This window comes from Elioraea rosea (genome assembly GCF_007644105.1).
In the GTDB taxonomy this organism is placed as follows: Bacteria; Pseudomonadota; Alphaproteobacteria; order Acetobacterales; family Acetobacteraceae; genus Elioraea_A; species Elioraea_A rosea.
The window spans coordinates 1-14,152 of sequence record NZ_VFAC01000062.1; the positions used below are offsets into that span (position 1 = coordinate 1).

At 73.0% G+C, this 14,152-nt stretch carries 12 protein-coding genes; 6 read left to right on the top strand and 6 right to left on the bottom strand.

From position 1 onward, the window contains the following. A partial coding sequence (locus tag FIF60_RS20475) for a hypothetical protein (protein ID WP_144300149.1) occupies window positions 1–590 on the bottom strand: 590 nt, incomplete at its 3' end. A gap of 360 nt (window positions 591–950) precedes the next feature. On the opposite strand from FIF60_RS20475, the gene FIF60_RS20480 reads away from it, so the two are divergent. After that, entirely contained in the window at window positions 951–1,640 is a 690-nt protein-coding gene (locus FIF60_RS20480; protein WP_144300150.1) for a phosphatase domain-containing protein, read from the top strand. Here the strand turns inward: FIF60_RS20480 and FIF60_RS20485 are convergent. Beyond that, complete coding sequence (locus tag FIF60_RS20485) at window positions 1,612–3,423, bottom strand: ABC transporter ATP-binding protein (protein ID WP_144300151.1); 1,812 nt, start codon at window positions 3,421–3,423, stop codon at window positions 1,612–1,614. The two genes, FIF60_RS20480 and FIF60_RS20485, sit on opposite strands and share 29 nt — an antisense overlap. 125 nt (window positions 3,424–3,548) lie before the next feature. Here FIF60_RS20485 and FIF60_RS20490 point away from each other — a divergent pair, with 125 nt between their 5' ends. Next, window positions 3,549–4,010 (top strand): GNAT family N-acetyltransferase, encoded by a 462-nt coding sequence (locus FIF60_RS20490; RefSeq protein ID WP_144300152.1) that lies wholly within the window; start codon window positions 3,549–3,551, stop codon window positions 4,008–4,010. 96 nt (window positions 4,011–4,106) lie between these two features. On the opposite strand, the gene FIF60_RS20495 is transcribed toward FIF60_RS20490, so the two are convergent. The 4 genes from FIF60_RS20495 to FIF60_RS20510 are packed head-to-tail and all read right to left on the bottom strand — an operon-like array spanning window position 4,107 to window position 6,793. Beyond that, window positions 4,107–5,303 carry a CCA tRNA nucleotidyltransferase gene (locus FIF60_RS20495; RefSeq protein WP_456305162.1) on the bottom strand — a complete coding sequence of 399 codons (1,197 nt, stop codon included), beginning with the start codon at window positions 5,301–5,303 and terminating at the stop codon, window positions 4,107–4,109. Further along, window positions 5,300–5,563 carry a DUF6111 family protein gene (locus FIF60_RS20500; RefSeq protein WP_144300153.1) on the bottom strand — a complete coding sequence of 88 codons (264 nt, stop codon included), beginning with the start codon at window positions 5,561–5,563 and terminating at the stop codon, window positions 5,300–5,302. Before FIF60_RS20500 ends, FIF60_RS20495 begins: the two co-directional genes overlap by 4 nt. A 4-nt stretch (window positions 5,564–5,567) precedes the next feature. Further along, window positions 5,568–6,212, bottom strand: a complete 645-nt coding sequence (locus tag FIF60_RS20505) for a CoA pyrophosphatase (RefSeq protein WP_239451741.1) — start codon at window positions 6,210–6,212, stop codon at window positions 5,568–5,570. Further along, window positions 6,209–6,793 carry a DUF1285 domain-containing protein gene (locus FIF60_RS20510; protein ID WP_144300158.1) on the bottom strand — a complete coding sequence of 195 codons (585 nt, stop codon included), beginning with the start codon at window positions 6,791–6,793 and terminating at the stop codon, window positions 6,209–6,211. The genes FIF60_RS20505 and FIF60_RS20510 overlap by 4 nt, the downstream gene beginning before the upstream one ends. Before the next feature lie 232 nt (window positions 6,794–7,025). Between FIF60_RS20510 and FIF60_RS20515 the strand changes: the two genes are divergently transcribed. The 4 genes from FIF60_RS20515 to FIF60_RS20530 are packed head-to-tail and all read left to right on the top strand — an operon-like array spanning window position 7,026 to window position 13,926. Beyond that, entirely contained in the window at window positions 7,026–8,057 is a 1,032-nt protein-coding gene (locus FIF60_RS20515) for an AAA family ATPase (RefSeq protein WP_144300159.1), read from the top strand. A gap of 39 nt (window positions 8,058–8,096) precedes the next feature. Further along, window positions 8,097–9,062, top strand: coding sequence for a DUF58 domain-containing protein (locus FIF60_RS20520; protein WP_144300154.1), 966 nt, complete (start codon window positions 8,097–8,099; stop codon window positions 9,060–9,062). Window positions 9,063–9,066: 4 nt separating this feature from the next. Then, the gene (locus tag FIF60_RS20525) at window positions 9,067–11,799 is read left to right on the top strand and encodes a DUF4159 domain-containing protein (RefSeq protein WP_338032117.1); all 2,733 of its coding nucleotides are present in this window, start codon (window positions 9,067–9,069) and stop codon (window positions 11,797–11,799) included. An 18-nt stretch (window positions 11,800–11,817) separates the two neighbouring features. Beyond that, window positions 11,818–13,926 carry a hypothetical protein gene (locus tag FIF60_RS20530; protein WP_144300155.1) on the top strand — a complete coding sequence of 703 codons (2,109 nt, stop codon included), beginning with the start codon at window positions 11,818–11,820 and terminating at the stop codon, window positions 13,924–13,926. The last annotated feature ends 226 nt before the right edge of the window (window positions 13,927–14,152 follow it).

Genomic DNA, 14,152 nt, shown 5'->3' on the forward strand with positions numbered 1-14,152 from the left:
AGCGCGCCGCCGAGCGGAAGCGCGCCGGCCGGCCGCCAGCGCACGCCGGCGAGCGCCGAGGAGAGGCCCTCGTGCTCCTCCATCATCGCGTGCGCCTCGGGTGCGAGCCCGCGCGGGCCGGTCGCCATCGCCCAGACGAGCAGCGCCGTCTCCTCCCATAGCCCCGCGGCGACGCCGGCCTCGACCAGCGGCAGGGCGGGGGGAAGCGGCGCCTGGGCCCGGCGGAGCAGGGACGCGGCCGCCTCCGGAGCGGCCTTGCGCAGCGCCACGAAGAGATAGGCGCGCGTCGCATCGAACAGGTCGAGCCGGAGCGCGCCGGGCAGGGCCTCGTCCTCGGCGCGGGACGCCGCACGCGCATAGGTCACGATGCCACCTGGCCGGCTCATCAGCCGAAGCAGCGCTGTTGCGAAGGCAGCGGTCTCGCCAGGCGGCTCTGCCCCCCAGGCGGCGGGGTCCTCGTCGCGCAGCGCCTGGTGCAACGCGCGCAGCGTGGTCGGCTGCTCGAGGCCGAGCAGGTCGGAAAGCTGAGCGGCCGTCAGGAAGGCAGGATGCCCTCCGGCGACGCCGAGGCGTGGGCGAGGTTCGGTCATGGCGACCCCCGTATGTCCAGAGGCCCAAGCATGGTCTCGTATGCGCGTGGTTTTCAAGAGCCATGCGCGCTCTGGTTGCATGCCCTTGTCTGCTCAGGCATGCGCAGGTCTGCCGCTCACGCGGTCGTGGCCGTTGCGGCAGATGCTGGGGCCGGCTCAGCCGCCGCGGGCGATCGCAAGCTGCCGTGCGACCGCGGCCGTCACCATGTCCGACGAGATCAGGTCCATGCAGTTCGGCACACTTATCAAAAGGGGCGCGGAAGCCCTGAAGACCGCCTCAACTTGAAGCCTTGCGCATGCGCCGCCGCGCATGCCTGGCCGGCGTTGCGGCCGCCCCTCTCCTCTGCCATCTGAAGCATCGTGACACAGGCCTTCGCCACCACGCCGCCGCGCTTCGACCTCGCCACCCTCCCCGGCCGGGCCCGCGCCTGGGCCAACGCGCTGCTGGTCGATCACGGCGTGCTGCGCATCCTCTGGCGCAATCGAGCCTGGGTGGTGCCGGGGCTGATCGCGCGCTCGAACCAGCCGCTCCCCTGGCAGGTCGCTGCGGAGGCGCGCCGCGGCATCCGAACCATCGTGAACCTCCGCGGCCGCCGCCCCTCCTGCGGTTCGGACGCGCTCGCGAGAGACGCGGCAGCGAGGGCTGGGATCACCCTGCTCGATGCGCCCTTCGAGAGTCGCGGCGCGCCGCATCGCGACAGGCTGCTGCGCTTCGCCGCGCTGCTCGAGGGCGCTGAGTTCCCCATGCTGATCCATTGCAAGTCGGGCGCCGACCGGGCGGGGCTGATCGCCGCGGTGATCCTCCTGCTTCGTGGCGCGACGCCGGAGGAGGCCGCGCAACAGCTCTCGTGGCGCTTCGGCCATGTGCGGTCGGGGAAGACCGGCATCCTCGACCTCTTCCTCGCCCGCTACGCCGAGGCGCAGGCCGCCACTCGCGTCGGGTTCCTCGACTGGGTGCGCGAGGGCTACGACGAGGAGGCGCTGCGCCGCGACTTCAAGGCCGGCCGCCTGGGCTCGTTCCTCACCGAACGCCTGCTTCGTCGGGAATAGATTCGTCCCCGGCCAAGGCGTCATCGGTGAAGGCCTGGGCACGGACGAGGCGCGCATAGGCCCCGCCCGCCTCCATCAGAGACCCATGCGTGCCTTCCTCGACGACGCGTCCACGGTCGAGCACCACGATCCTGTCTGCCGCGCGTACGGTAGAGAGGCGATGCGCAATCACGAGCGTCGTGCGCCCCTCTCTCAGCCGCGCGAGCGCCTGCTGCACCCGCGCCTCGGTCGCTGCATCGAGCGCGGAGGTCGCCTCGTCCAGAAGGAGGATTCGCGGCTCGCGCAGCAGCGCGCGGGCGAGCGCGACGCGCTGGCGCTGCCCGCCAGACAGCGTGTGGCCGCGGTCGCCGACGCGCGTGGCATACCCGTCGGGCAGCGCGGCGATGAACTCATGCGCCTCCGCCGCGCGCGCAGCCGCCTCGATCTCTGCGTCGGACGCATCGAGCCGTCCGAAGGCGATGTTGGCCCGCACCGTGTCGTCGAACAGCGTCACATCCTGACTCACCAGTGCGATCGCCGCGCGAAGCGAGGCGAGCGTCACGCCGCGCACGTCCTGCCCGTCGATCAGCACACGCCCCTCGAGCGGATCGGTGAAGCGGGGAATGAGGTTCAACGCCGTCGTCTTGCCCGCACCGGAGGCACCGACCAGGGCGACGGTGGTGCCAGGCTCTGCCGTGAAGGACACACGCTCGAGGGCCGCGGCATCGTCGATGTAGCGGAACGACACCGCATCGAACTCCACGCGCCCCGGGCCTGGTGCGAGCGGCACCGCTCCTGCGCCATCGCGGATGGTCGGCACCTCGTCGAGCAGGGCGAAGCAGCGGGCAGCCGCGGCAGCGCCTTCCTGCAGGACCACCGCGAGCGTGCCGAGCGCGCGCATCGGCCGTGCGGCGATCAGCAGCGCGGCGACGAAGCCGGTGAACTCTCCCGCCGTCCCGGCTCCGGAGGCGATGCGCCAGCCTGCGAAGGCGATGACGCCTGCCACCGCCGCCCCGCCCATCGCCTCGAGTATCGGGTCGACCCGCGCGCGCCCGCGCACCACGCGCATCAGCGAGGCGAACCAGCCTTCGAAGGCGCGGTCGGCCCGCGCGGCCTCGTAGCCCTCGAGCCCATACGCCTTGACGAGCCGCGCACCCGCGAGGCTTTCGGACAACAGCGCCGTCACCTCGCCCGCCTGCTCCTGCTGCGCCTTCGAGGCGCGCCGCATGCGCGTGCCGATCACGCTGATCGGCCACACGGCGATCGGCACGACGAGAAGCGCGAAGAGCGACAGCACCCAGTCGAGCCAGAGCATCGACCCGACGAGGGCGATTACCGTCAGCGCATCGACGATTCCGGTGACCGCGCGCGTGAGGCTCTCCCGCATCACCGAGACGTCGTTGACGAAACGCGAGACGTGCCGGCCCGTCTGCTCCGAGGCCAGCCGCGCGAGATCGGCCCTGAGCAGCGCACCAAACATCGCCCGCTGCAGCGAGACGACCACGGAGAGCACCGCGCGCTGCATCAGCACCGTCTGCCAGTACTGTGCGGCGGCCTTGACCAGGACGATGGCCATCGCCGTGACGGGCACGACCGTGACGATCCGCCAGTCCTGCGCGGCGAAGAGGCGGTAGGCCCAGTCGATCACCAGCGGGTAGGCACCGGTGGTGAGCGATACGACCAGCATGAGCGCGAAGACCTGAACGAGCGTCGGCCACTGCCCGCGCGCATGGTCGCGCCAGAGGCGCAGACCCAGGGCCAGGGTGCTCGCCCCGCCCTGGTCGTGCCGCGTCGTGTCGGTCATCACGACAGGTGCGATAGCACGATCACCCCGGCCGCGGCGACGGCGGCGCGCGCACCGATGCCGACGATGCTGCCCGCGCATCACACGCTGTGCGTGCAGCCTGCGGCCCGGCTAGGCTGCGCGGCATGGAGTTCAGCATCCGTCAGGCACTCGCCGATGACGCCGCCGCGCTCACCGGCCTGATGCATGCTTCCTCGGCCTATGGCGGGAAGTATGCCTCCATCCTCGACGGCTACGCGGTGACCCCCGAACAGATCGCACGCGATGTCGTGTTCGTGGCCGAGGGGGACGGGCGGGCGCTCGGCTTCTACAGCCTGACGCTCGCCGATGAGCCGGAACTCGACCTCCTGTTCGTGGCCGATGGCACGCAGGGATCGGGGCTCGGCCGGGCGCTGTTCTCGCACATGCTCGACGAGGCGCGCCGCCGCGGGCACGGTTCGGTCAGGATCGTCTCCCACCCGCCGTCGGTCGGGTTCTACGAGCGCATGGGCGCGCGCCTCGTCGGCACCAAGCCGCCGTCGGGAGGCAGGGTTCGCTGGTCGCGGCCAATCCTCGAGGTGCCGACGGGCCGCGGCGGCAGCGCCTAGCCCTCAGCGTCATCGGCGGGGCCGCTGTCGAGCTCGATGCGGGATCCCGATACGAGCGAGCCCGCCCAACCGGGTTTCGCCGACATCCGCATGGCGTCACCCGGTCGGAGACACCCGCGTCCGCAGCGCGTCGATCCAGGCATCGCGCGCGCCCGTGCAGCCGGCGGCGAGCCAGTCGGCCCTGAGCGCGGCGAGGATGCGCCCGACGTCCGGCCCGGGCGGGATGCCAGCGGCGACGACGTCCGCGCCGGCAAGGGGAAAGCGCGGCGGCTCGATCGCAGCGAGCCGGGCCCGCAGGCCCGACCAGTCCCCCGCCGCGCCCGAGGCTTCGGCAAGCCAGGCGCGATCGGCAAGCGCCGCGGCGGGGGTGTCGGCGAGCGCCCGGCGCAGCGCGGCGTCGTCGTCCTCGGGGCGGGGAAGCGGACCTTCGGCCGATTCGAGCCTCGCCGCCTCCTCGCCCGAGAGCCTGAGCCGGGCAGCGAGCGAAGGCACGTCGCCCGGGGCGAGCGCGGCAAGGCGCAGAAGCGCATCGGCCGGGGCGCCTGCGCGGATCAGCCCCGCAAGCCGCGCCTCGCCGCCTGCCCGCGGCAGAACCGCCTCCATCACGCCGGTCTCGCGCATCAGCCGGATGGAGGCTACCGGGTCCGGCGCGGCAAGGATGCGCTTGAGCTCGGACCACACGCGCTCGGCCGACAGCCGCGCGAGGCCCGGCACGGCGGCGGCGATGGCCGTGATTGCCTCGTCATCGGGGGTGCCGCGTCCGTAGCGGGCGTGGAAGCGGAAGAAGCGGAGCGCGCGGAGATAGTCCTCGGCGATCCGCAGCGCCGCCTCGCCGACGAAGCGCACCCGGCCTGCGGCCAGATCCTCGCGCCCGCCGAACCAGTCATGCACCAGCCCGTCGCGCTCCATCGACATGGCGTTGATGGTGAAGTCGCGCCTGGCTGCGTCCTCGCGCCAGTCATCGGTGTAGGCGACGGTGGCGTGACGCCCATCGGTGTCGACATCGCGCCGGAGCGTCGTGATCTCGACGGGGCGGCCGCCTGCGACGGCTGTGACCGTGCCGTGCGCGATCCCCGTCGGCACCACCCGGATGCCTGCGCGCGAGAGCGCCTCGGTCACCGCCTCGGGCGCGTCGGGGGTCGCGAGGTCGATATCGGCGACGGGGCGGCCGGCGAGCACGTCGCGCACCGCGCCGCCGACGAGCCGCGCCTTCGGCAGCGCGTCCAGCACCGCGGCCACGCCGGGCTCGGCGAGCATCGCCGGCGGCGCAGCGCGGAACGTCGCCTCGCTCACGGCCCGGGCGGGCGCGTACCGCCGTCGATGATCCGCCCGCCCTCGATCCGCGCAGGCTGGTACGTGCCGTCATCCAGCGCGCGACTCTCGGCAAACCAGAGCAACGCACCCGCCGCGAGCACGAGACCGCCGAAGGAGAGGGCGATCCACGGCGCGGCGCGCCAGTCGGCGAGCTGCTCGCGACGCGCAAGCCAAACCCAGGCGAAATAGAGAGCGAAGGGGATCAGAAAGGGAATGATCGCCTGAAGGAACCCGCGCATCCGGTCACACCTCCCTTGTCGCTTCGAGCGCCGTGCCGAGCGCGACGAGCATCGCCGCCGTCGCGCCCCAGATCAGGTGCCGCTCATGCCGGACCACCCAGAACCGCCTGATCCGCCCGAGCAGCCTCTCCTCGCGCCAACTGCGCGCCGCCGGGTCGAGCACCTCGGCGAGCGGAAGCTCGAACACCTCCTCCACCTCCGCCGGGTCTGGACTGAGCAGGAGCGGCGGCTCGAGCATCCCGATCACCGGCGTGACGCGATAGCCCGTGCCGGTGATATGCTCGGCGAGCTGGCCGATCACCGAAACCGTCCGCGGCGCGAGGCCGATCTCCTCCTCCGCCTCGCGCAGCGCGGCGGCGACGGCATCGGCATCGCCCGCCTCGATCCTTCCACCGGGGAAGGCCACCTGCCCGGCATGGGCCTTGAGGTGCCTGCCGCGCAGCGTGAGTAGGATCGTCGGCTCGGGTCGCGCGACGATGGGCACGAGCACCGCCGCAGGCATCAGCGCCGCATCCTCGATCGCCGAGGCGGCATGTCCCCGCGCGTCGTATCCCTGCCCCGGTGCCATCGCGGCGATCCGCGCCGCGACCTCTCCGGCGCTCAGGCGTGGCCGGTCGGAGGCGGCCGCGCGGCGCGGCGCGTCCGTCACTCCTCTGCGCTGCCGAGGGGGAAGAAGGCGCCGCCGCTCCAGACGCCGAGCACACGCTCGCCGTGCACGATATGCGGCACCGCGAGCGCCACGAGCTCGTAGTAGACGGCCCGGCTGATCCGCGCCTCGAGCCCGTCGCGCACCATCACGTAGGGCGTCGGCTGGCACGTGACGACGTCGCGCGCGACGCGGATCGGGTTGGCCGGCCCTGCCGTGACCATCTCGTCGACATTCGTGCGGAACGTGAGGACCTGCCCGGCGCCCCCGCAGCCCGCTGCCGGCGCGCCGCCCTGCCCGCACGGACCCTTCGACCAGTAGAGCTCGACCGCCACGAACGGCGCATCCTCGACCTCGATGCGCCCGCGTTCCGCCGGCGTCTCGATCCAGTAGCCCTCGCGGTCGCGCTTGAGGCAGGTCGCGAACAGGCAGACCAGCTCCTTCCGGCGGATCGGCGAGCCCTGGTAGTACCAGGTGCCGTCGCGCGCGATGCGTATGGAGAGGTCGCCGCACAGCACCGGGGCGCGGCGGGGGCGCGGCGGTGCCGGCGCGAGCGCGAGGCCCGGGATGGGGCTTTCGCGCATGCGTCCCTCGCGCAGCGCCGCGCCCGCGGGAAGCGTCTGCGACGCAGACGATCCCTCGCCATCGGCCGGCGCGCGCGGCAGGGCGCGCATCATGTCGGGCACAACCGTCACGAGAGCGTGACCCCCAAGCTGAGCTTTCCAGTCGCTCCCGTATATAGGTAGCATCATGGGCGAGGGTGAAGGGCCGGAGGGGCACGACGTGGCGGGTTCGACGACATTCGGTTCCACCTCCATGGCCACCGGCCTTCCGCCGGATGCTGCCGTCGGGTCCGACATCGCCGCCGATCCCACCTCCCTGATCGCAGAGGTCGAGGCGCTGACGGCCAGGATCGCCGAGGTGCGCCAGGGCGTGGGCCGCGTGATCTTCGGCCAGCAGGATGTGGTCGACCAGACGCTGATCACCCTTCTCGCGGGCGGGCACGTGCTCCTCGTCGGCGTCCCGGGGCTCGGCAAGACTAAGCTCGTCGAGACGCTCGGCACCGTGCTCGGGCTTGCCGAGAAGCGCGTCCAGTTCACGCCCGACCTGATGCCGGCCGACATCATCGGCTCCGAGGTGCTCGACGAGAGCGCGGAGGGCCGGCGCAGCTTCCGCTTCGTGCCCGGCCCCATCTTCTGCCAGCTTTTGATGGCGGACGAGATCAACCGCGCCTCGCCGCGCACCCAGTCCGCGCTGCTGCAGGCGATGCAGGAGAACCGGGTGGCCGTGGGCGGCGTCGTGCACAAGCTGCCGCAGCCCTTCCACGTTCTCGCCACCCAGAACCCGATCGAGCAGGAAGGCACCTACCCGCTTCCCGAGGCGCAGCTCGACCGGTTCCTGCTCGAGGTCGAGGTGAGCTACCCGGCACTCGAAGCCGAGCGGACGATGCTTCTCGCCACCACCGGCTCGGTGAACGAGCGGCCGCGCCAGGCCATGTCTGCCGCCGAGCTTCAGGCCGCGCAGGCGGTGATCCGCCGCATGCCGGTCGGCGAGAGCGTGCTCGAATCGATCCTCACGCTGGTCCGCGCCGGCAGGCCCGAGACGACGCCGATCGAGGCGGTGAAGCGCCACCTCGCCTGGGGCCCCGGGCCGCGCGCGGCGCAGGCGCTGATGCTCGCCTGCCGCGCCCGCGCCGTGCTCGATGGCCGCCTCTCGCCCTCGGTCGACGATGTGGTGGCGCTTGCCCATCCGGTGCTGCGGCACCGCATGGCGCTGAACTTCGCCGCGCGGGCGGACGGGGTTCGGCTGTCGGAGGTGATCGACAGGCTGACGGGGCTGCTTGCGTGAGCCGCCTCTGTCCGCTTGGGGGACAGAAAGGAACAAGGGGTGACTGAGGAGGCCGCGGGGCATGGCGCCACCACGGCCCCTGGCGGGGGGGCGTCCTCCGCGGGGGGAAGCGGCGCGCGCGCCTTTGCCCGAGCCCGCCATGCCGAGCAGCTCTCGGCACGCCTGCCGCCGCTTCTCGTGGCCGCGGAGCGCGTCGCCGCGACGGTGGCGCAGGGCGTGCACGGGCGTCGACGCGTCGGCCAGGGCGACAGCTTCTGGCAGTTCCGCCCCTTCCTTCCGGGCGACTCGATCACCCGGATCGACTGGCGCCAGTCCGCCAAGAGCGACCGCACCTATGTGCGCGAGACGGAGTGGGAGGCGGCGCAGAGCGTGTGGGTCTGGCGCGACGCCTCGGCCTCGATGCGGTGGCGGTCGAGCGATCGGCTGCCGGAGAAGGTCGACCGTGCCGAGGTTCTCGCCCTCGCCCTCGCCTCGCTCCTGCTTCGAGGCGGCGAGCGTGTGGCGCTGCTCGGCCATGGCATGCGGCCCGTCTCCGGAAGGCCGATGATCGAGATGCTTGCGGAGGCACTCGGCCGCCGCGGCGAGCCTGGCACCGAGGCGGGGCTTCCCGCCGCCGAGGCCCTGCCGCGGCACGGGCGGGTGGTGCTGATCGGCGATTTCCTCTCCCCGCTGCCCGAGGTGCAGGAGGCCGTCGCACGGCTCGCGACCATCCCCGTCGCCGGCCACATCCTCCAGGTTCTCGACCCGGCCGAGGAGGCCCTGCCGTTCCGCGGGCGAATCCGCTTCGAGGGGCTCGAGCGCGAAGGCGCGGCGCTGATCGGCAAGGTCGAGGGCATGCGGGCCGACTATGTCGAGCGGCTCGCCGCGCAGCGCGAGGGGCTGAAGGCGATCGCCGCCGCTGCCGGCTGGAGCTTCGGCACGCACCTGACCGACGCCACGCCGGAAGCCGCGCTTCTCGGCCTCTACCTCGCCCTGGCGCCAGACCGCGCCGGCAGGCGGCGCTAGCGCCATGGGTGAGATGCTCTCCGGGGTCGGCGCGATCGGCTTCGCGCATCCGTGGCTGCTCGCCGCGCTGCTCGTCCTGCCCGTGCTCGTCTGGCTGCTGCGCGTCACGCCGCCCGCGCCGAAACTCCTGAGCTTTCCGGCCGTGCGGCTCCTTCTCGACATCCCGCGGCGGGACGAGACGGCGGCACGCACGCCGTGGTGGCTCCTGCTTCTCCGCATCGTCGCGGCCGCGCTCGTCATCATCGGGCTCGCGCGGCCCGTGCTGAACGCAGGTGGCGCGGAAGGCGGCTCCGGTCCGCTTCTCCTCGTTGTCGATGACGGCTGGGCTGCGGGCCAGGCGTGGGATTCGCGGCGCGCCGCGCTCGAGGCAGCGCTCGACCGGGCCGATCGCGCAGGCCGTCCGGTGATGCTTCTCTCCACGGCCGCGGGCGACCGGGGCGAGCCGCCGCGCGTGACGCCCGCGATGCCGGCACAGGACATGCGCGAACGCGTCGCAGCACTTCGCCCCCGTCCTTGGACGCCTGATCGCGCCACCGCACGCCGCGCGCTCGACCAGCTCGGCGCGGCGCCGCCGGGGTTCTCCTCCGTCTGGGTCGCCGATGGCCTGAGCCATGGCAACGACGCGGATGCCTCGGTGCTCGCCAACGCACTCGCCGCGCGCGGCCCGCTGACGGTCTTCGCGCCGCCGCCTGGGGCGCTGCCGCTCACGCTCGGCGCTCCCGTCTCCGAACCGGGACGGATCGTCGCAAAGGTCACGGCGCTCGCCGCGCCGGCCGAGCGCGAGGTCGCCGTTCTGGCGCGCACTGCGGAGGGGCGGACGCTCGCGCGCGCCTCGGCCAGGCTTGCCGAAGGTGCGACGAGCCTCGATGTGCCGCTCGACCTGCCGCCGGAGCTTCGCAACCGGCTTGCGACGCTGGTGATCGAGGGAACGAGCACGGCGGCCGGCGTGTCGCTTCTCGACGAGCGCTGGCGCCGCCGCCCTGTCGGGCTGATCGCCGGCAATGCGGAGACGGCAGACCAGCCGCTGCTCGGCGAGCTCTACTATCTCGACCGCGCGCTCGCACCCTTCACCGAGCTCCGCCGCGGATCGGTGCGGGAGCTGCTCGCGCGCGAGATCGCCGTGATCGTCCTGTCGGACGTCGATACGCTCACCGACAGCGAGCGGACGCTTCTCGCAGGCTGGGTAGACCAGGGCGGCGTGCTGCTTCGCTTCGCCGGCCCCCGCCTCGCCGCACGGCCCGATCCGCTCCTGCCCGTCACGCTGCGCGCGGGCGACCGCCAGCTCGGCGGCGCGCTCTCCTGGCAGCAGCCGGCCGCGCTCGCGCCCTTCCCGGAAGGTTCGCCCTTCCAGGGGCTGACAGTTCCCGACGAGGTGCGCGTCACGCGTCAGGTGCTGGCAGAACCTTCCGTTGCGCTCGCGAACCGCACCTGGGCACGGCTGGCCGACGGCACGCCGCTCGTGACGGGGGAGCAGCGCGGCCGCGGCACGCTCGTGCTGTTCCACATCACGGCGAACACGGAGTGGTCCTCGCTGCCCCTGTCCGGCCTGTTCCTGCAGATGCTGCAGCGGATCGTGCAGCTCTCCACAGGCGTCGGCTCCGCACCGGCGGACGCCGTGCTCGCCCCCTTCGAGACGCTCGACGGGTTCGGCAGGCTCACCCCACCGCCGCCCTTCGCCGCCGGCCTCGCCGCATCGCAGCTCGCGCGCGAGGCGCCCTCGCCGCGCCACCCGCCAGGCTTCTACGGGCCGGAGGCGGCGCGCATGGCGCTCAATCTCGGACCGAGCATCGGCGCGCTCCGCCCCTTCGGAACGATGCCGGAAGGGACAGCGATGAACACGCTCGGCACAGGCGTGACGGAGCGCGACCTGCGGCCGTGGCTTCTCGGCCTCGCTCTCGCGCTCGTGCTGGCCGACCTCCTCGTTTCGCTGTGGCTGCGCGGCCTCGTCCGACCCGTTCCTGCGGCAGCGCGCGCGGGCGCTGCGGCGGCCCTTCTGTTCCTCGTGCCTGCGGCGGCGAGGGCGCAGGCGCAGCCCATGGCGGTGGCGAACGAGACGCGGCTCGCCTATGTCGTGACGGGCACGCGCACTGTCGATGACGTCTCGCGCGCCGGGCTCGTCGGGCTCACCGATTTCGTCAACCGCCGCACCGCCGCCAATCTCGGCGACCCCGTGGGCCTGCGGCCCGGGCAGGACGAGCTTTCCTTCTTCCCGCTCCTCTACTGGCCGATGACGGCGGAGCAGCTCGCGCCGGACGCCGGCGCCGTGGCGGCGCTGAACGACTTCATGCGCCAGGGCGGCATCCTGCTTCTGGACACGCGCGACGCGGGCTCTGGCCAGGGCATGAACTCGGGAGGCGAGGCGCAGCTCAGGCGGCTGACGCGCGGCCTCTCCATCCCGCCGCTCGCCCCAGTTCCGGCCGACCATGTCCTCGCCCGCGCCTTCTACCTCCTGACGGATTTTCCGGGCCGCTATGTCGGCGGCCAGGTATGGGTGCAGCGCGACCAGGATCGCGCGAACGATAGCGTGAGCCCCGTCATCATCGGCGGGCATGACTGGGCAGCCGCCTGGGCTGTCGATGGCCAGGGCCGCAACCCCTACGCCACCGTTCCTGGCGGGGCACGGCAGCGGCTTCTCGCCTACCGGTTCGGCGTGAACCTCGTGATGTACGCGCTGACCGGCAACTACAAGGGCGACCAGGTTCACGTGCCCGTCCTGCTCGAAAGGCTCGGCCAATGAGGGAGGATCGCTAGCGGCATGGAAGGTTCCGCCCGCGCATTGACGGCAGTCGACTTCGATCCGCTGCTGCCGCTGCCGCTCCTTGCCGTGCTGGCGGTGCTCGCAGCCCTTTTGCTTGGGCTCGCCTTCTGGCGCCGCGCGGGAGGGGCGCCCCTGCGCGCCTTCGTCATCGCCGTGCTGCTTCTAGCGCTCGCAAACCCGCGCCTCGTCCAGGAGAGCCGCGAGGGGCTGCCCGACATCGCGCTGATGCTGGTCGACGAAAGCGCCTCGACATCGGTTGGTGAGCGGCGGAGCGAGGCGGCAGCGGCGCGCGCGGCGATCGAGGAGCAGGCGCGCCGGACGCCGGGCCTCGAGCTTCGCACCGTCACGGTTCCGGAACTGGGCACCACCGGCACGCGGATGTTCGAGGCGCTCGGCCGCGCCCTTGCGGAGCTGCCGCGCTCGCGCCTTGCCGCGACGGTGATGGTCAGCGACGGCCAGGTGCACGACGCGCCCGCGCCGACGGCAGAGGCGGTGCATGAGGCGACAGGCGGGGCGCCGCTGCACATGCTTCTGACCGGCCGCCCAGGCGAGACGGACAGGCGCATCCGCGTCGTCGAGGCGCCCGGCTTCGGCATCGTCGGGCGAAGCGTCGAGATCCGCGTCGTCGTCGAGGATCTCGGCCCAAGAGAATCGGGGGCGCGCGACGGCCAGCCGGTGACGCTGATCGAGCGGCGGGATGCCGGCGCGCCGCGGCGCGCGCAGCTCGCCACCGGGCGCGAGCACCGGATCACCGTGCCGATCGAGCGCGCGGGCCACACCGTGATCGAGCTCGAGGCCGAGCCGCTGCCGGGCGAGGTCAGCCAGATCAACAACCGCGCCGTCGTGCAGATCAACGGCGTGCGCGACCGGCTTCGCGTTCTGCTCGTCTCGGGCGAGCCGCATGCCGGGCAGCGCACCTGGCGGCGGCTGCTGAAGGCCGACCCGAATGTCGACCTCGTGCACTTCACCATCCTCCGCCCGCCCGAGAAGGATGATCTGACCCCGCTGAACGAGCTTGCGCTGATCGCCTTCCCGGTGCGCGAGCTGTTCCAGGTCAAGCTTCGCGAGTTCGACCTGATCATCTTCGACCGCTTCACCAATCGCGGCATCCTGCCGCCCGTTTATCTGCGCAACATTGCCGAGTACGTGCGCGGCGGCGGCGGGCTTCTCCTGTCGGTCGGCCCCGAGTTCGTCGGGCCGGCGAGCCTCTACAACACGCCGCTCGGCCAGGTGCTTCCCGCCTCGCCCACGGGCCGCGTGGCCGAGGCAGCGTTCCGCCCGCGCGTGACCGAGCTTGGCGAGCGCCACCCGGTGACGACCGCGCTTCCCGGCGCCAATGCCGGCGATGCGGATGCAGCCTGGGGGCGGTGGTATCGCCGCGTCGATGCCGCCGCGCCGCGCGGCTCGGCGCTGATGAGCGGTGCCGCGGGCGAGCCGCTCCTGCTGGTCGATCGCGTCGGCGAGGGGCGCGTGGCGCTGCTTCTCTCCGACCAGATCTGGCTCTGGTCGCGCAACCATGACGGCGGCGGGCCGCAGGCCGAGATCCTGCGCCGCGCGGCGCACTGGCTGATGAAGGAGCCCGACCTCGAGGAGGAGGACCTGCGCGCGCGGATGGATGGCGAGCGCCTCGTTGTCGAGCGCCGCTCCATCGCAGAAGGCCCTGCGCCGACGCTCGAGATCACGAGCCCCTCCGGCACCGTGTCGCGCCACGCGCCCTCCGAGGCCGGGCCGGGGCGGGCTGTGCTCGAGGTTCCGGCGACGGAACCGGGCGTGTGGCGCATCAGCGACGGAACGCGCTTCGCCTTCGCCGCGGCAGGTGCCGCGAACCCCGCCGAGATCGCCGATCTCCGCGCGACGGCAGAGCCGGCGGAGCGTGCCGCGCGGCTCTCGGGCGGCTCCGTCACCTGGCTCTCGGAAGGCGGCACGCCCGCGCTCCGCTCGGTGGCGCCGGGGCGCGACAGCGCCGGGGCCGGCTGGATCGGGCTCCGCCGGAACCGCGACCATCTCGTCACCGGCATCGCCGACCTGCCGCTGATGCCGCCCTGGGCGGCGCTGCTGCTGATCGTCGGCGGGCTGGTGTGGGCCTGGCGGCGCGAGGGGCGCTGAGCCGCCGCCCGGGCTGTGCCGCCCGGCAGCATGGATGTATAGGAGGCCCATGATGCGACCCGTCCTTCTCGCCGGCCTCGCCACGCTTGGCCTTGCCATCGCCGCCTCGCCTGCGCTCGCGCAGGACCAGGAAGTGCCTGACCTGCCGGCCGAGCGGCCGAGGGCGGCGCCGGCGCCGACCGGCCCGACAGGTTCCGGCCCCGGCGGGGCTCGCGCCCGGCAGCCG